Source organism: Bacillus sp. ISL-77 (assembly GCF_018613105.1).
This window is the reverse complement of record NZ_JAGGQY010000033.1, coordinates 96,906-113,027: the sequence shown is the minus strand read 5'-3', so window position 1 is coordinate 113,027 and position 16,122 is coordinate 96,906. Positions and strand designations below refer to the sequence as shown.

At 38.5% G+C, this 16,122-nt stretch carries 16 protein-coding genes, 1 pseudogene and 1 riboswitch; of the genes and pseudogenes, 10 read left to right on the top strand and 7 right to left on the bottom strand.

All coding sequences use genetic code 11. The features are described 5' to 3' along the window. The first annotated feature begins 295 nt into the window (after positions 1 to 295). Together J7E77_RS13220 and J7E77_RS13215 are read left to right on the top strand one after the other, a co-directional pair. Complete coding sequence (locus tag J7E77_RS13220; RefSeq protein WP_214714933.1) at positions 296 to 844, top strand: tRNA wybutosine-synthesizing 3 family protein; 549 nt, start codon at positions 296 to 298, stop codon at positions 842 to 844. 114 nt (positions 845 to 958) lie between these two features. Further along, positions 959 to 1,114, top strand: coding sequence for a hypothetical protein (locus J7E77_RS13215; RefSeq protein ID WP_214714932.1), 156 nt, complete (start codon positions 959 to 961; stop codon positions 1,112 to 1,114). Between the two features lie 61 nt (positions 1,115 to 1,175). Here J7E77_RS13215 and J7E77_RS13210 read toward each other — a convergent pair. Together J7E77_RS13210 and J7E77_RS13205 are read right to left on the bottom strand one after the other, a co-directional pair. Then, positions 1,176 to 1,574 (bottom strand): annotated as a pseudogene (locus J7E77_RS13210) (solute carrier family 23 protein); the annotation flags it as partial. Continuing rightward, positions 1,571 to 2,167, bottom strand: coding sequence for a xanthine phosphoribosyltransferase (locus J7E77_RS13205; protein ID WP_214714930.1), 597 nt, complete (start codon positions 2,165 to 2,167; stop codon positions 1,571 to 1,573). The gene J7E77_RS13205 and the pseudogene J7E77_RS13210, both read right to left, overlap by 4 nt. Before the next feature lie 133 nt (positions 2,168 to 2,300). Next, positions 2,301 to 2,402, bottom strand: a riboswitch (purine riboswitch). A gap of 212 nt (positions 2,403 to 2,614) precedes the next feature. On the opposite strand from J7E77_RS13205, the gene J7E77_RS13200 reads away from it, so the two are divergent. Continuing rightward, positions 2,615 to 3,613, top strand: coding sequence for an NAD(P)H-dependent flavin oxidoreductase (locus J7E77_RS13200; RefSeq protein WP_214714928.1), 999 nt, complete (start codon positions 2,615 to 2,617; stop codon positions 3,611 to 3,613). 139 nt (positions 3,614 to 3,752) lie between these two features. Here J7E77_RS13200 and J7E77_RS13195 read toward each other — a convergent pair whose 3' ends face one another. After that, a complete protein-coding gene (locus J7E77_RS13195; RefSeq protein WP_214714926.1) occupies positions 3,753 to 4,040 on the bottom strand; it encodes a hypothetical protein in 288 nt (95 codons plus the stop codon). Between the two features lie 333 nt (positions 4,041 to 4,373). Here J7E77_RS13195 and J7E77_RS13190 point away from each other — a divergent pair, with 333 nt between their 5' ends. Next, entirely contained in the window at positions 4,374 to 5,564 is a 1,191-nt protein-coding gene (locus tag J7E77_RS13190; protein ID WP_214714924.1) for a glycine C-acetyltransferase, read from the top strand. 82 nt (positions 5,565 to 5,646) lie between these two features. Next, positions 5,647 to 6,591 (top strand): L-threonine 3-dehydrogenase, encoded by a 945-nt coding sequence (locus J7E77_RS13185; protein ID WP_214714923.1) that lies wholly within the window; start codon positions 5,647 to 5,649, stop codon positions 6,589 to 6,591. A gap of 80 nt (positions 6,592 to 6,671) precedes the next feature. On the opposite strand, the gene selD is transcribed toward J7E77_RS13185, so the two are convergent. After that, the gene (gene selD / locus J7E77_RS13180) at positions 6,672 to 7,727 is read right to left on the bottom strand and encodes a selenide, water dikinase SelD (RefSeq protein WP_373408496.1); all 1,056 of its coding nucleotides are present in this window, start codon (positions 7,725 to 7,727) and stop codon (positions 6,672 to 6,674) included. Between the two features lie 138 nt (positions 7,728 to 7,865). Between selD and J7E77_RS31735 the strand changes: the two genes are divergently transcribed. Continuing rightward, entirely contained in the window at positions 7,866 to 8,105 is a 240-nt protein-coding gene (locus J7E77_RS31735; protein ID WP_374102969.1) for an Rdx family protein, read from the top strand. 93 nt (positions 8,106 to 8,198) lie between these two features. Here the strand turns inward: J7E77_RS31735 and J7E77_RS13170 are convergent, their stop codons facing one another. Further along, on the bottom strand, positions 8,199 to 8,600 hold the full coding sequence (locus J7E77_RS13170) for an Hsp20/alpha crystallin family protein (RefSeq protein WP_214714922.1): 402 nt from the start codon (positions 8,598 to 8,600) through the stop codon (positions 8,199 to 8,201). A 169-nt stretch (positions 8,601 to 8,769) separates the two neighbouring features. Here J7E77_RS13170 and selA point away from each other — a divergent pair, with 169 nt between their 5' ends. Next, positions 8,770 to 10,176, top strand: coding sequence for an L-seryl-tRNA(Sec) selenium transferase (gene selA / locus J7E77_RS13165; protein ID WP_214714921.1), 1,407 nt, complete (start codon positions 8,770 to 8,772; stop codon positions 10,174 to 10,176). 81 nt (positions 10,177 to 10,257) lie between these two features. Here the strand turns inward: selA and J7E77_RS13160 are convergent, their stop codons facing one another. Continuing rightward, positions 10,258 to 10,395 (bottom strand): small acid-soluble spore protein P, encoded by a 138-nt coding sequence (locus tag J7E77_RS13160; protein WP_088087701.1) that lies wholly within the window; start codon positions 10,393 to 10,395, stop codon positions 10,258 to 10,260. Between the two features lie 113 nt (positions 10,396 to 10,508). On the opposite strand from J7E77_RS13160, the gene J7E77_RS13155 reads away from it, so the two are divergent. After that, positions 10,509 to 10,778 (top strand): hypothetical protein, encoded by a 270-nt coding sequence (locus J7E77_RS13155; RefSeq protein WP_088087700.1) that lies wholly within the window; start codon positions 10,509 to 10,511, stop codon positions 10,776 to 10,778. Between the two features lie 36 nt (positions 10,779 to 10,814). Here J7E77_RS13155 and sspO read toward each other — a convergent pair whose 3' ends face one another. After that, positions 10,815 to 10,967 (bottom strand): small acid-soluble spore protein O, encoded by a 153-nt coding sequence (gene sspO / locus J7E77_RS13150; protein WP_026567316.1) that lies wholly within the window; start codon positions 10,965 to 10,967, stop codon positions 10,815 to 10,817. Positions 10,968 to 11,297: 330 nt separating this feature from the next. Here sspO and acnA point away from each other — a divergent pair, with 330 nt between their 5' ends. Together acnA and abc-f are read left to right on the top strand one after the other, a co-directional pair. Then, positions 11,298 to 14,003 (top strand): aconitate hydratase AcnA, encoded by a 2,706-nt coding sequence (gene acnA, locus J7E77_RS13145; RefSeq protein WP_214714920.1) that lies wholly within the window; start codon positions 11,298 to 11,300, stop codon positions 14,001 to 14,003. Positions 14,004 to 14,326: 323 nt separating this feature from the next. Then, entirely contained in the window at positions 14,327 to 16,057 is a 1,731-nt protein-coding gene (gene abc-f / locus J7E77_RS13140) for a ribosomal protection-like ABC-F family protein (protein ID WP_214714919.1), read from the top strand. Positions 16,058 to 16,122: the final 65 nt, after the last annotated feature.

The following is a 16,122-nucleotide window of genomic DNA, read 5'->3' as shown; positions in this document are numbered from 1 at the left end:
CAGTGGGGATTAAATAGGATGATCCCGGTACAATACCGAGGTCACCTGTTAGCTGCATAGGCCCTTTTATTAAACTGTCCATATTATGGGTTACAGTTCACTTAACAGCTTGCGTCTCTTTTTTTTGTGGAAATATAGACTACGAGGTAAAAAACGAAATTATACGCAAGTATAAACGAAAAATGGGTCGCGGCATGCTTTAAATAAAGTAGCGCTACGGCTTTTTTATTCGTACCAAGAACGCTAATGAGCTGCGCCTATCTTTAAGTAAGACATTCGAAGGGAGATAATTAATATGAAAAAAACAAAAGAGGATTTCATGCAGTATGTAACAATGTTTGATGAGGAAGACAAGGAATTTTTCCTTGAAGGTGCAGAAATAGACGAGGGCATAAAAAACGTGGTAGACGCAATCAACGAAATAGACGACTTTGTAACCATGAATAGTTGTCAAGGTGGCGGACATAGAGCGAATGGCATTATAGAACTAATAGTGCCAAGTCAGCCGCAAGACGTAAAAGATTTCGTAAAAGAATTAATGAAAGACTACGACGTAAATCATTGCCCTATTACTTACGTAGATTTTTACGTTCTAAATAATAACTACATCTTGGCTCATGAATTATTTATATTCTTACAGCGTAAATTTCCCGACGTACTACAATGTACCTTAGAGTTCCAATATGACTTCATTGTAAACGACGATGATGAAGCTATTCCAACAGGAGAGGTCGATTACCGTTACGGTATTAAGTCCACTATAGGTTATGACAAAGAATTACTCGATGACTTATCGAAGACAATTCGTTATTTTAAGACACTAATCGTAAACGAAAAGGAATAACAACGGTTCAGGGCGCAGGCTTAACGGCTTTCGTCTTTTTTTTGCCTTCCATGCCAAAAGCTGCTGAGAGCTGCGCCTATGTACGAGAAATCAAATCGTACAGGGGGCGCAATCATGAACAACGAAAGTCAAACGAAAGTTAGACCATTGACGAAAAGAATCGGTAAATATACTTGCGAGGTTTATTCCGTGAATGAGCCAAGCCCCGAAGCAATCAAGAACACTAATCGAGAAATCAATCGACTAATGAATAAAAAGTTTACCGAATAAACGAAAAGAAACCGCCCACGACAGGCGGTCTTTTTTTATAATTTATTCGTAGTATCTATACGATAATAGACACAACTGAGCCAGTCACAACAGGTGGGAAGAACTTAATTAATTTTCCAAAGAATTGAGAAATAATAATGACGATAAGTCCTGAGATAAGAATCGATCCATAAATAGCGGAAATACCATACTGTCCTCCAATGGCAATCATTGGTCCGACTGCAGTAAACGTACAGCCAAGTACAATCGGTAAACCAATTCCGAAAAAGCGATTCTGCCAAACTTGTAAAATTGTCGCAATTCCGCACATTAAGATATCGATCGATACCAAGTAGGTTAATTGTTCTCCGGTAAATTTAAGTGCTCCTCCGACGATAAGTGGGACGATTACCGCTCCGGCGTACATGGCTAATACATGCTGAATTCCTAACGAGGCTATTTTAAAAGGATGTTGTTTCATTTAATTAATTCCTCCACGTTCTCATTTATAAATGACACTTTTCCGTTTGAAAGCGAGGCAATCCGTGCTAAGGATTCAACCCTTAAACCAAGGTCCTTTAATTTTTGTGGACCATGTTGAAAGGACTTCTCGATGACAATGCCAATTCCAACAACTGTTGCATGGCTTTTTTGAACAATATCTACTAAACCAAGTGCAGCTTCCCCATTTGCAAGGAAGTCATCAATGATTAGGACTCTATCATTTTCATTTACATATTTCTTTGAAATGGAAATTTCGTTTGTTTCATTTTTAGTAAATGAATGGACTGAAGCTGTTAATAAATCATCGACAAGCGTCAAAGATTTTCTTTTTCTTGCGAAGATTACAGGAACATTCATATATAAACCAGCCATAACTGCAGGAGCAATTCCTGAAGATTCAATGGTTACGATCTTTGTAATACCATCACCTGCAAAAATCCTTGCAAACTCTTTTCCTATTTCAAGCATTAATTGCGGGTCTATTTGGTGGTTTAAAAATGAATCTACCTTTAGAACATTTTCCGATAGAACCTTACCGTTAGTGCGGATTTTCTCCTCTAGTAATCTCATGTTTTTTTGACTCCCTTTTAAAATAATAAAAGCCCAAAGGTCATTACATCACATCAAAAAATGAGTGAGGCAATGACCTTTGGGCTTTGTGTCCGAAAGGAAAAGGAATTAGCGCTCTTTAAAAAGAATCGCGACTTTCCCATTACCCACTCATAGTCTGATTGTTAACGGCAATCGGGTAGAAACTTGCGGGCCATATCCCCGCGATTATATGAGTGAAACCATATTAATTTATTCACATTATAAAACACAAGAAAAGAGTAAATCAATCATTTTTTCGCAAAAAACGAACATTTTGTTTTTTAAAATTAAAAATCGTTCGTGTATGGTAATCGTTTTAATTGGCGTAAATAAAAGGCTATATCAAAGATTGAATAACCATTCATTTTCAGGTACTATTATAGTGTATAATTTATTCAGAAAATTCTAAAATAAAGGGTGAGCAAAATGAAAAAATCGATTCCTGAATCATGGTGGAACCAGTTGAAACTACCGGTCATTTCGGCCCCGATGTTTTTGGTTTCAGGCACTGAACTCGTGAAAAATTGTTGCTTGAATGGCGTGATTGGTTCTTTTCCTGCTCCAAATGCAAGACCAATTGAGGTTCTTGATCAGTGGATGGGGAAATTAAATGAAGAGCTAGAAAAGGCTCGTGCACTCGATCCTAACCGAAAAATTGCTCCTTGGGCGATGAATATGGTGGTACATAGCTCTTACAGCCGCCTGCAGGAAGAACTTGCATTGATTAAAAAGCACCAGCCGCAATTGGTGATTACCTCCTTAGGAAGTCCGAAACTAGTCGTCGATATTGTGCATGAATATGGCGGGCTCGTATTCTCTGATGTGAGTGATTTGAAGTTTGCTCAAAAAGCAGCTGAATCTGGTGTCGATGGACTTATTTTGGTAGCAAGCGGGGCGGGCGGTCACGCGGGTCAAATTAACAGCTTTGCCTTCGTGGATATGGTCCGTAATTTCTGGGATGGTATCATTGTCCTTGCTGGTTCCATTTCAACAGGGAAGGGAATTTTAGCTGCTCAGGCAGCAGGCGCTGACCTTGCCTATATGGGAACCCGCTTTATTGTTGCGACAGAAAGTATGGCCAATGATGAATACAGGGAAATGCTGGTTGAAGCCACACAAGAGGATATCATTTTAACGGATGCTTTCTCCGGCATCATGTGCAATATGCTGGTACCTAGTATTAAAAAGGCAGGTTTGGACCCAGAAAAACTTGTCAAAAAAGACAATGTAAACTTTGATAATATGCAAAGGGAGACGAATGCGAAAGCATGGAAGGATATTTGGTCAGCAGGACATGGCGTCGGGGCAATAAATAAAATAGAATCGGCTTCTGAAATAATTAGTAGTTTAGAAAAAGAATACAAGGAAGCATTACAAAATATCAATCGAAATGTAGGGAAATTGAGTTCGGTTTCCGTAAAATAAGAAAAGCATACGATTGCGAAAAGGGACTCTCACAGTGAAGCAAACAAATGTCCTTGACGAGGAAAATTAAATAGATGAAAAAAACCGGGCATTGTCCGGTTTTTCTTTTGGAGTAAAAGAACTTATCCCCGAATTTTGCTTACTTTTTGTTTTTCTCCTTTGATACCATATTGACTACTTTATAACCTGGTTTCATCTTAATCTTCTTAATACCACTATTCATTGTGACTTGGTACATGGTAAATTTTCGAGGCTGATGTTCCAGTCTATCAATTTTTTTAATGGTTTCTTTTTGAAAATATTTATGTATTTTCTTCGTTTGCTTTTCTGGTTTTTCACCGTAAAGAAAATCGTAAGCAATTATAAATAGAAAAATAAATACCGCCCCAATAACTAGTGTGTATAAGGTTGAAAACAAAAATGACAAGGTTGACATCCTTTCTATGTAGCGTCGGAATGACTCAGTACGATTAAAAACAATTATAACTTAAAACCATGCCATTATAAAATAATTCATTGATAGCAGTTTGGTTATCTTAAGAAATAACATTATTTTTGACTGGGTACACTAAAAGAATATAAAAATATTTTTGTTTATTTGTCCACTAGATATGCACAACAATAAAAATTTATGATAAAGTATAGTATAGGAATCCTTTAATACCAGTGTTTAACAAAGGTGTGGATGTCCGCTTGAAACGGACGATTGTTTTTCCGTAAACGACAAAGCACGTTCAAATGAATAAAGGGGGAATTGAATATGTCCAGTACTATTTTGGAGCAATTTTTAAATGAAAATCTTGATAATTTAAAGGGAAAAGGTTTGTACAATGTCATCGATCCGCTCGAAAGCCCAAATGGACCAGTTATAACAATTAATGGCAGAGAACTAGTCAATCTATCTTCCAACAACTATTTAGGCTTAGCCACGGATGAACGTTTGAAAAAAGCCGCTACTGAGGCGATTGAACAATACGGAGTTGGGGCAGGGGCCGTTCGAACCATTAACGGAACACTTAAACTCCATGTTGAACTGGAAGAAAAATTAGCTGAATTCAAACATACAGAAGCAGCGATTGCTTACCAATCTGGATTTAATTGTAACATGGCGGCTATTTCAGCAGTAATGGATAAAAATGATGCGATACTTTCGGATGAATTAAACCATGCGTCGATAATCGACGGCTGCCGGCTTTCCAAAGCAAAAATTATCCGTGTGAACCACTCCGATATGGAAGATTTACGTGCAAAAGCAAAAGCAGCAAAAGAGTCAGGCCTTTACAATAAAATTATGGTGATTACAGACGGCGTGTTCTCGATGGACGGAGATATTGCTTTACTGCCTGAAATTGTCAAGATTGCTGAGGAATTTGATCTGATTACATATGTAGACGATGCTCATGGATCAGGTGTGCTTGGAGATGGGGCAGGGACCGTTAAGCATTTTGGTCTTTCTGATAAAATTGATTTTCAAATCGGTACATTATCTAAAGCAATTGGCGTAGTTGGCGGTTATGTCGCTGGTAAGAAAAATCTCATTGACTGGTTAAAAGTTCGCAGCCGTCCATTCCTATTTTCTACCTCATTAACTCCTTCCGATGTGGCAGCAAGTAAGAAGTCAATTGAAATCTTAATGGAGAGCACGGAACTGAACAAAAAGCTCTGGGAAAATGGAAATTATCTAAAAAAAGGCTTGAACGAGTTAGGTTTTAATATCGGCAACAGCGAAACTCCGATCACTCCTTGTATTATCGGGGACGAAGAACTTACTCAACAATTCAGTAAACGTTTGAATGATGAAGGGGTTTATGCCAAGGCGATTGTGTTCCCAACCGTTCCACAAGGGACTGGACGAGTGCGTAACATGCCAACAGCTGCACATACAAAAGAAATGCTCGATCAAGCGATTGCTATTTATGAAAAAGTCGGCAAGGAAATGGGCGTTATTTAGGTTTCACCCTAACTGATTAAGTAACGTAAAAATAAAGTAAATCACTATTTTTAGTAAGAGTGAAGAGGACGGAGAAACGACGATGAAGCGTATTTTAATCACAGGTGCTTTAGGGCAGATTGGATCAGAATTAACTTTAAAGCTAAGAGACATCTATGGTGCGGATAATGTCATTGCTACAGATATTAAAAAGAATGACAGCGAAGCCGCTCAAAGTGGTCCTTTTGAGACCGTCGATGTAACGAATTTAAACCAAATGGTGGAAGTGGCTAAAAAATACAACGTTGATACTGTTATGCATTTAGCCGCTCTTTTATCAGCTACAGCAGAAGCCAAGCCTGTGTTTGCCTGGAATTTAAATATGGGCGGGCTAATGAATGGTTTGGAAACTGCAAAAGAGTTAAAGGCACAATTTTTCACACCAAGTTCGATTGGTGCTTTTGGTCCATCCACACCTAAGGACAGCACCCCACAAGATACGATAATGCGTCCAACGACGATGTACGGTGTCAATAAAGTGGCAGGGGAATTATTGTCTGATTACTATTTCCAAAAGTTTGGTGTCGATACCCGCGGCTTGCGTTTTCCAGGGTTAATTTCCTATGTTGCACTTCCTGGCGGAGGGACCACGGATTATGCCGTTGAAATCTATTATGAAGCGATCAAGAATGGCCAATATACTTCATACATTGATAAAGGTACCTATATGGACATGATGTATATGCCCGATGCCCTAAATGCAATTGTTGACCTAATGGAGGCAGATTCATCAAAATTAATCCACCGTAATGCTTTCAACGTGACAGCGATGAGCTTTGATCCTGAAGAAATTGCGGCTTCTATCGCTAAGTATGTACCTGGATTTGAAATTTCTTATAATGTTGATCCAGATCGTCAAAAAATTGCGGAAAGTTGGCCAAATTCAATTGATGCTAGTGCGGCAAAAGAGGAATGGGGCTTTAAATACGCGTTTGATTTGGATAAAATGACCAAGGATATGGTAGAGAAGCTACGTCAGAAAAAATAATAATTATAATAATCCTGGACCAAAATGGTTCAGGGCTTTTTTTGCATAAAAGAAAAAGCGAATCAACTAAGGCTTCGCTGTTATCTTGTTACATAGATATATTTGTCTTTTTTCTCGGTAACTCTACCAATAATCGCAGCATATGCTAGACCATTAGAATGTAGCTTGTCGACATATTGAGCCGCTTCCTGTTCACTAAGTGAAACAAACAGACCCCCAGATGTAATCGCATCACATAGGACCAGCTGCTCCTCCTGAAGAATATCCTCATAAACAACATCATCAGCTATCCATTTATGATTCGACTTAGAACCACCAGGCACCACACCATTTTTCGCTAATTCAAGAGCACCTTCTAAAACAGGGACTTGTGAGAGTGAGAATTCAAAACTAACATTACTACCACGTGCCATTTCACTGCCATGTCCAAGTAATCCGAATCCAGTTACATCAGTTACAGCGTGAGGATGAAATTCTGTTAAAACTTCAGCTGCCACCTTATTTAGCGTAGCCATTGTCTCTGTCACAATCTGTTCCTGCAGAGGAGTTACGACACTTCTTTTTATACCGGTTGTGATAATACCCACACCAATCGGCTTAGTTAACACGAGAACATCACCAGGCTTGGCGCCGACATTTTTCCAAACTTTATCGGGATGGACTATTCCTGTAACGGAAAGTCCAAATTTAGGTTCCTGATCATCAATTGAATGGCCGCCAACGGTAATCGCACCGGCTTCTTTTACTTTATCTGCCGCACCACGAAGAATATCAGCTAGCATTTCGGCACCCAACTTTTTAATCGGAAAGCCGACAATATTCATAACTGTTTTAGGTTCACCGCCCATGGCATAAACATCGCTTAATGCATTTGCAGCCGTGATCTGACCAAACATATATGGATCGTCGACGATTGGGGTAAAGTAGTCAACTGTCTGTATCAAAGCGATGGAGTCGGTTATTTGGTAAACTCCAGCATCATCAGAAGTATCAAGTCCCACTAATAATTCAGGAACAGGTTCTTGTTTCGGTAATTGACGCAACACTTGCGCCAGGTCCTCAGGACCAATTTTACAGCCTCAACCCGCTTTTGTTGACAAAGAAGTTAGGCGAATTTTATCTTGTTCACTCAACATGTCCACCTCCATTTATATAGTATAACTCTTTCAAAAAAAAACCGCACGAATAGACAAAAAAATTGCTGAAGGAAAAGGAATAGGTTAAAATATTAACACTATCCTGATGTAGGAAACACTTTTTTGGAGGGTATTTTTATGAAGAACTATCATGTTATTGTTGAATTTTGCATGCAATGAAATTACGCACCAAAAGCCGCGAGTTTCGCGGAAGAGCTATTTAATCATTTTTTTAGAGATATTCAAAAGTTAGAACTGATTCCTAGTTCAGGCGGTGCTTTCGAAGTGACCGTGAATGGGGAGAAGATCTATTCGAAGCTCGAAACAGGTGTTTTCCCTGATACCGATGAAATGATAGAGATCATTTCTAATAAATAAAAAATAACCCTCAAATCCGTTTGGAAATGAGGGTTATTTTTTTAAAGATAAAATTATTATGTCAACTGCAGCATAAAAAATGATGCCACAAGTTTATCTTAAGGCAGGAATGAATCTATTTTTTCCTACTCCTCTATCTATTTTTGAAATAATTACCTCTAGAATTCCATTTGTAAATGTAGCAAATACGTTTTGATTAATGACTAGAAACGGAAAATTAATGGAACGGACTCTTTTTTGTTTATTCATGTAAGGGGGGTATTTGGATGCAGAAATCATTAATTTATTTCCTTCTATATAAACCTTTATTTCCGAAGCCTCGAATTCGCTTAAAATGGCCTCAACAATCCATTCCTTTTCTGTTTCATAAAGATCGATTGGAAATTGTGTTTCATCATAATAGGAAGTTAGTGGATCTAGAAAATAGTTTTCCAGCCATTTCTCCACTAAGTCAAAATCAAAGGTTTGATTTTTAAGTTGTTTCTTTTTTGACATATCTAATCCCCCTTGCTCGTTTCATTTTATTCAATGTGACTTAAAACGTGAAACTGATGTGATATAATTGGGAAAGTTAAAGCGCCCGTTTGTGAATTCCACTCATTAATACAGGCCTGGACTAGTCAAATGTCAGAGAAAAAGAACATGTGATAAAGGAGTTTTTATGTTGAAAGAATGGCTACGCTCATTACCACCGGTCCATGAACTTCAAAATCATGAGAGGTTTTTAACTCTCCTTCTAGAAAGTCAGCTTGATCATGCGCATCTGACCAAACAGCTTAAAGAGGTCATTGACAATATTAGGGATGCAATCCTAAATGATAATTGGCCAGGTGGTAGGCCAGGGACCAACCATTTTATTGAAGACCTATTTTTTATTCTCGAAACAAAAATACAGAAACAGTATTCTTATACCTTAGAAAAGGTCATAAATGCGACAGGAACTATTTTACATACAAACCTAGGAAGGGCTAGATTAAGCGAAAATGCAATAAACCATGTGATTGACACTGCAAGGAACTATTCAAATCTTGAATATAAGCTAACGGAAGGTGAAAGAGGTTCAAGACATAGTCATGTTGAAGCATTAATTAAAGATATCACCGGTGCAGAGGCTGCTATGGTGGTTAATAATAATGCTTCTGCTGTCTATCTGGTTTTAAGAGCTCTAGCTGCTAACAAAGAAGTCATTGTTTCAAGGGGACAGCTTGTTGAAATCGGTGGCTCTTTTCGAATCTCATCTATAATGGAAGAAAGTGGGGCAAAACTTGTAGAAGTTGGCACCACTAATAAAACACATCTTTATGATTACGAAAAAGCTGTCAGTTCAGAAACTGCGATCGTCATGAAGGTACATACTAGCAACTTTAAGGTCATCGGATTTACCAAATCTGTTGATACCGAAGATCTTGTTGGGCTTACGAAACGATTAGATAGTGTCATTTTTTATGAAGATCTCGGAAGTGGTGCTCTATATGACTTTAGAAAGCACGGAATTGGTGAAGAACCGGTAGTAAAAGAGGTCATTGAATTAGGGGCAGATGTTGTAACCTTTAGTGGTGACAAGCTTCTTGGCGGTCCACAGGCCGGTATAATTGCTGGAAAAAAAGAAATCATTGATTGCTTAAAAAAACACCAGTTGGCACGCGTTGTCCGTGTTGATAAGATGACGTTGGCTGCGCTTGAGGGGACATTAATCGATTATGCTCGTGGAGAAAATGGCTTAGTAAATATTCCAACCGTTCGTGATTTATTAGTTTCCTCTGAAGAATTAGACGTACGATCGCAGTCGTTTATTACAAATTTATTACAAAATACTGGAAAATATGTTACAAAAATTACAGAAGGAAGAAGCCAAGTGGGTGGGGGTACGATGCCGGATGTTGAGCTTCCAACCATGGTCGTGTCCTTAAAACATTGTGAATTGACGGCAGAACAGCTGGGAAGAAAGCTTCGATCCGAAGTGAAACCAGCAATTGTTGGAAGGATTCAAAAAGATGAATTTATCATTGATTTACGAACAGTGACTCCAGAAGAAGAAGAGGACCTGCTTCGGGCATTAATTAAAGTATAGACAAGCTTAGTAATCGACTGATGCCCCAGCACTTTAACAAAGTGCTGGGCATTTTTTGACTTGCGCCTATCTTATAAGTTTCTACATATCGTGATGTGTATTATGTTTGGCTCTAGTATGGTTGCGATTCTTGACTTTGTGAGAACCGCTTAATGGTTCAGGCTGCCCCGATTGTTTTGGTGCATTTTTTCGCATGTCTTTGCCATCGTTTTTGTTCATATTTCATCCCTCCTATATGTTAGGATGCAGTGATAAAGTCCTTTTATACCGTATATTTTTTGTTGTTCTGTGCAATTTAACGGTAAACAAAATGAAGGAGTGAATAAAGAAAGATGGATAAATTCCCATACAATAAAGATAAACAACAAGCGTTTCAAGCAGCACAGCAGGGGTATGAGAATGCACAAGGACTATTCGAGACAATTGTAAGTGATAGTGCAAGTTATGGTCATCAACTAAAGCATCTAAAAGACGAAGTCAATGAAGCCTACCAACAAATTGAAAATGCACTAGAAGTGGCATCGGAACATCAACGATCGCAGCTAGAGCGTTTCCAGCAGGATCTGCAAAGCATGGTGACAGAAGTAAACCAGACAGAATAAGAAAAGCAGGCGGAGGAGCCCGCCTGCTTTTTGTTATTATTGATTTTTCTTTCGTTTTTTGTTATTCATTCTTTCTTTTGCAGTTAATTCTGGTTCGCTCGCCATTTCCTCATTAAAACCTGCACCTTTACCTTGCCCCTTGGCTGCATTCATCCCTGGAATTACATGATTAGACTTTCGTTTCACCATTCTAATCACCTCCTACACTTTTACTATTTCCTCCATAGCAAAAAACATGACATTGAAAAAGTTTTTTGAGATAATAAATAATGAAAAAGGCGGTTTTCCCATGTCTTAAATCACATTAGCACAAATAGTGTTTTTTGAATTTTCAGAACAAAATACATAAAAAACATAAGTGAAACTTATCAATCGCAATAACTTTCTTGTTATTTACTTATGTAATCGCTTGTATTAAGATAAGAATTGTGAGAAAAGTTAAGCAGGATGGGAAAATTCAAACTTTTCAACTTTTCGTTAATTTTCGATTTATTAATGACGAATTAGGGGGTTTTTTACATGGTAAAAAATGATGTATTTAACGCACGCACTTCCTTTGAAGTGAATGGTAAACGTTACAACTATTACCGCTTAAGTGCACTGGAAGAGGCAGGAATTGGAAAAATTTCTAAATTGCCTTACTCTGTAAAAGTACTACTTGAATCTGTATTACGCCAATTAGATGGCCGAGCAATTTCAAAAGAGCATGTTGAAAACTTAGCAAAATGGGGCACAAATGAGCTAAAAGAAGTGGACGTACCATTTAAGCCTGCTCGTGTTATCCTTCAAGACTTTACAGGTGTTCCAGCAGTTGTTGACCTTGCTTCTTTAAGAAAAGCAATGGCAGACCTTGGCGGAGATCCTGACAAAATCAACCCTGAAAAAACGGTTGATCTTGTAATCGACCACTCCGTACAGGTTGATGCATATGGAGCAGCTGATTCCTTAAAAATTAACATGGATTATGAATTCGAACGTAATGCTGAGCGCTACCAATTCTTAAGTTGGGCGCAAAAATCATTTAATAACTATCGCGCCGTTCCACCTGCAACAGGTATCGTACACCAAGTAAACCTTGAATACTTGGCTGATGTTGTCCACGTTGCAGAAACAGATGGTGAATTAGAAGCTTATCCAGATACTTTGGTTGGTACGGACTCCCATACAACAATGATCAATGGTCTAGGTGTTCTTGGATGGGGCGTTGGCGGTATTGAAGCTGAAGCAGGAATGCTAGGTCAGCCTTCATACTTCCCTGTACCAGAAGTAGTAGGTGTTAAATTAACAGGTGAGCTTCCAAACGGTGCTACAGCAACTGACCTTGCTTTAAAAGTAACTCAAGTTCTTCGCAGCCATGGGGTTGTAGGGAAATTCGTTGAGTTCTTCGGACCAGGAGTATCAGTACTGCCACTTGCAGACCGTGCAACAATTGCAAACATGGCTCCTGAATACGGTGCTACTTGCGGATTCTTCCCAATTGATGATGAATCACTTGCATACATGCGCTTAACAGGCCGTGAAGAAGAGCATATCAATGTAGTAGAACAATACTGTAAAGCAAACGGTTTGTTCTTTGATCCAGCGATCGAGCCAGTTTATACAGATGTAGTTGAAATCGATCTTTCTGTCATTGAAGCAAATCTATCTGGTCCAAAGCGTCCTCAAGATTTGATTCCACTTTCTAAAATGAAAGAGGAATTTGTGAAAGCTGTTTCTGCTCCACAAGGAAACCAAGGCTTCGGCTTACAAGCAGATGAGCTTGACAAGTCTGCAACTGTTAATTTCCTAAACGGTGACGAAACTACTATTAAAACTGGTGCCGTCGCAATTGCTTCAATCACAAGCTGTACCAATACATCTAACCCATACGTTCTAGTGGGTGCTGGACTTGTTGCGAAGAAAGCAGTTGAATTAGGAATGGAAGTTCCTAAATTCGTAAAAACTTCCTTAGCACCAGGATCTAAAGTTGTAACTGGATATCTTCGTGATTCGGGGTTACTTCCTTACCTAGAGCAAATCGGCTTCAACCTCGTTGGTTACGGATGTACAACATGTATCGGTAACTCCGGCCCATTAAAGGAAGAAATCGAAAAAACAATCGCTGAAAACGATCTTTTAGTTACATCTGTTCTTTCCGGTAACCGAAACTTCGAAGGACGTATTCACCCGCTTGTTAAAGCAAACTACCTTGCTTCACCACCATTAGTTGTTGCTTACGCTCTTGCTGGTACTGTAAATATTGATTTTGCAAACGAAGCAATCGGTAAAGATAAAGATGGAAATGATGTATTCTTCAAGGATATCTGGCCATCAACTGCTGAAGTTAATGATGTTGTTAAACGTACAGTAACTCCTGAACTATTCCGCCGGGAATATGCAAACGTGTTCGGTGACAACGAGCGTTGGAATGATATCAAAACAAGCAATGAGCCTTTATATACTTTTGATGAGGATTCTACTTACATCGCAAATCCGCCGTTCTTTGAAGGCTTATCACCAGAACCAGGTATCGTCGAGCCATTAGCAGGACTACGTGTTGTTGGTAAATTTGGTGATTCAGTTACAACTGACCACATTTCACCTGCAGGAGCAATTGGTAAAAATACTCCAGCTGGTAAATATCTGCTAGAAAAAGGCGTTGCAATCCGCGACTTTAACTCTTACGGATCCCGTCGTGGTAACCACGAAGTAATGATGCGTGGAACGTTCGCAAACATTCGTATTCGTAACCAAATCGCACCAGGAACAGAAGGTGGGGTAACTACTTACTGGCCAACTGGCGAAGTGACATCTATTTACGATGCTTGCATGAAGTACAAAGAAAACGGTACTGGATTAATCGTTCTTGCTGGTAAAGATTACGGAATGGGTTCTTCACGTGACTGGGCTGCTAAAGGTACAAACCTTTTAGGTATTAAAACAGTTCTTGCTGAAAGCTTTGAACGTATTCACCGTTCAAACCTTGTGTTAATGGGTGTGCTTCCACTTCAATTTAAAGATGGCGAAAGCGCTGAAACACTTGGCCTGACAGGTAAAGAAACCATTGATGTTCAAGTAGACGAAAATGTAAGACCACGTGACCTTCTAAAAGTAACTGCAACGGACGAAGCTGGTAACAAGAAAGAATTTGAAGTTCTTGTTCGTTTTGACTCTGAAGTTGAAATTGATTACTACCGCCACGGCGGAATTCTTCCAATGGTTCTACGTGAAAAATTACAAGCTTAATATTGAAAAACACCATGCCAGCTGGTATGGTGTTTTTTCGGAAGAAATGATTGACAAATCTAATGATCCTCCAATAAAATAATACTAACAAACGAAAAGGAATGGTAAAGAGGCATGAAGTTATAATCTTATTTTTCAGACATGATTCGAATAACGAAAAATGTTGAACCTGAAGAATAGGATTCGTCTGTCCTTTTTTATGTCCTGATCGTATATGCCAATAAAACCTTTAAAAGGTTTATTTGTTGATTCATATTAACGGCAAATTGTGATCATTTCTAAGACATAAACTCTCTTCAGGTTCAATTGAAGGGAGTTTTTTTATGCATTCAAATCAAAAAACAGTCATTAAAGTAATCGGCTTAGAAAAAAGTTTTCATTTAAGAAAGGTATTCGAAAATATCCAATTTGATATAAAGAACGGGGAAAGGATTGGCCTTGTCGGATACAATGGTACAGGAAAGACAACACTAGCCAATATCCTTTTTGGAAAAATAACACCCGATAAAGGGATCATCGAAAAATCAAGCGAGTTAACAATAGGCTATCTATCACAGTCGATTGATTATGAGATAAGTGATTTTCATCAGTCATTATCAGGAAGCACAACGAAAGAATTATTCCAGCATGCTAGTGAGTTAGGTCTTCAAAAGGTCTATGACTGGGAGGAAGACCGATTAAATCATTTAAGCGGAGGGGAAAAATTAAAACTGGCACTCTCGACGGTTTGGGCATCAAAACCTGACTTCTTAATTTTGGATGAACCGACAAATCACTTGGATTTTCATGGGATTGAATGGCTGGTAACCGAACTAGAAAAATTTCAAGGACCTGTCTTAATTATCTCTCATGACCGTCATTTTTTAGATGAAACAGTGCATCGTATTTTCGAAATTGAACATGGCAAACTCCACTTTTACAATGGTAACTATAGTGACTATCGTGTTGAAAAACAACATCGGGCGGAGAATCAGCGACATCAATATAGCGCCCAGCAACGGCAAATAGAAATGGTTGAATCACAAATGGAACAATTAAAGTCATGGTCTGAAAAAGCCCATCGTGATTCAACCAAAAAGGGATCAGGACCCAGTAAAAGACAAAATGGTATTAAGGAATACCATCGGGCTAAGGCTAAAAAAACAGACAATCAAGTGAAATCAAAAATGAAACGTCTGCAAAATGAGCTTGGAAAAAATAAAATTGATAAGCCGTTAGATGAAGTCCAAGTAAGGTTCCAGTTTGACACTCAAGGGAAGAGAGGCAAACGGATTGTCGAGGCCAAACGTCTAAATAAATCGTACGAGGATCGAACACTCTTTCATAGCTCTAACTTCTACATTAATCATGGAGAGCGAATGGGACTCTTAGGGGAAAATGGCTGCGGGAAAACGACATTAATTAAGATGATCCTAGATCAAGAGACGTATACAGATGGTAATCTATGGAAGAGTGACTCGATAAACGTTGCTTATTTAAGTCAGGATGTTGATGATTTACCAGACGATAAATCGGTGATGGAGGCTTTAGGTTTCACAGATAGGGAAGATGTGTTAAAAGCACGGACCTTACTCGCCAATTTGGGCTTACAAGACGCGTTCGTTACTAAACCAATTAGGACTTTGAGTTTGGGCGAACGAACAAGAGTAAAGCTAGTCGATATGTTAATGAAAGAATACGATGTTCTTATCCTAGACGAACCGACGAATCATTTGGATTTGCCGAGCAGGGAGCAGCTGGAAAAGACATTAGCAGAGTTTAAAGGGACGATAATAACGGTTTCCCATGATTATTATTTCTTAAATAAATTATGCGACCGGCTGCTAGTATTTGAAAACCAGCAAATTAAACGGGTAGAAATGACACCAGAGGAATATTTTAATAAAAAAGTAAAGAAAGAGGATAATCAAGAAGAAGTATTATTAATCATTGAAAACAAGATCGCGGTGATTTTGGGAGAATTATCATTAATCGATCAAAAAGATCCTAAATATCTTGTATTAGACCAAGAATTTAAAGAACTTCTTAAGCAAAAACGGGATTTAAGCAATTAACAACGGAAGAGAGCAGGAATATCTGCTCTCTTTTGTTGTTTTTCCTTGATAATTGATGGTTTATT

Coding starts and splice junctions, on each gene's coding strand:
- J7E77_RS13220 (WP_214714933.1), top strand. CDS start 296: ATGAAAAAAACAAAAGAGGATTTCATGCAGTATGTAACAATGTTTGAT.
- J7E77_RS13215 (WP_214714932.1), top strand. CDS start 959: ATGAACAACGAAAGTCAAACGAAAGTTAGACCATTGACGAAAAGAATC.
- J7E77_RS13205 (WP_214714930.1), bottom strand. CDS start 2,167: ATGAGATTACTAGAGGAGAAAATCCGCACTAACGGTAAGGTTCTATCG.
- J7E77_RS13200 (WP_214714928.1), top strand. CDS start 2,615: ATGAAAAAATCGATTCCTGAATCATGGTGGAACCAGTTGAAACTACCG.
- J7E77_RS13190 (WP_214714924.1), top strand. CDS start 4,374: ATGTCCAGTACTATTTTGGAGCAATTTTTAAATGAAAATCTTGATAAT.
- J7E77_RS13185 (WP_214714923.1), top strand. CDS start 5,647: ATGAAGCGTATTTTAATCACAGGTGCTTTAGGGCAGATTGGATCAGAA.
- J7E77_RS13170 (WP_214714922.1), bottom strand. CDS start 8,600: ATGTCAAAAAAGAAACAACTTAAAAATCAAACCTTTGATTTTGACTTA.
- J7E77_RS13160 (WP_088087701.1), bottom strand. CDS start 10,395: ATGAACAAAAACGATGGCAAAGACATGCGAAAAAATGCACCAAAACAA.
- J7E77_RS13155 (WP_088087700.1), top strand. CDS start 10,509: ATGGATAAATTCCCATACAATAAAGATAAACAACAAGCGTTTCAAGCA.
- sspO (WP_026567316.1), bottom strand. CDS start 10,967: ATGGTGAAACGAAAGTCTAATCATGTAATTCCAGGGATGAATGCAGCC.
- acnA (WP_214714920.1), top strand. CDS start 11,298: ATGGTAAAAAATGATGTATTTAACGCACGCACTTCCTTTGAAGTGAAT.
- abc-f (WP_214714919.1), top strand. CDS start 14,327: ATGCATTCAAATCAAAAAACAGTCATTAAAGTAATCGGCTTAGAAAAA.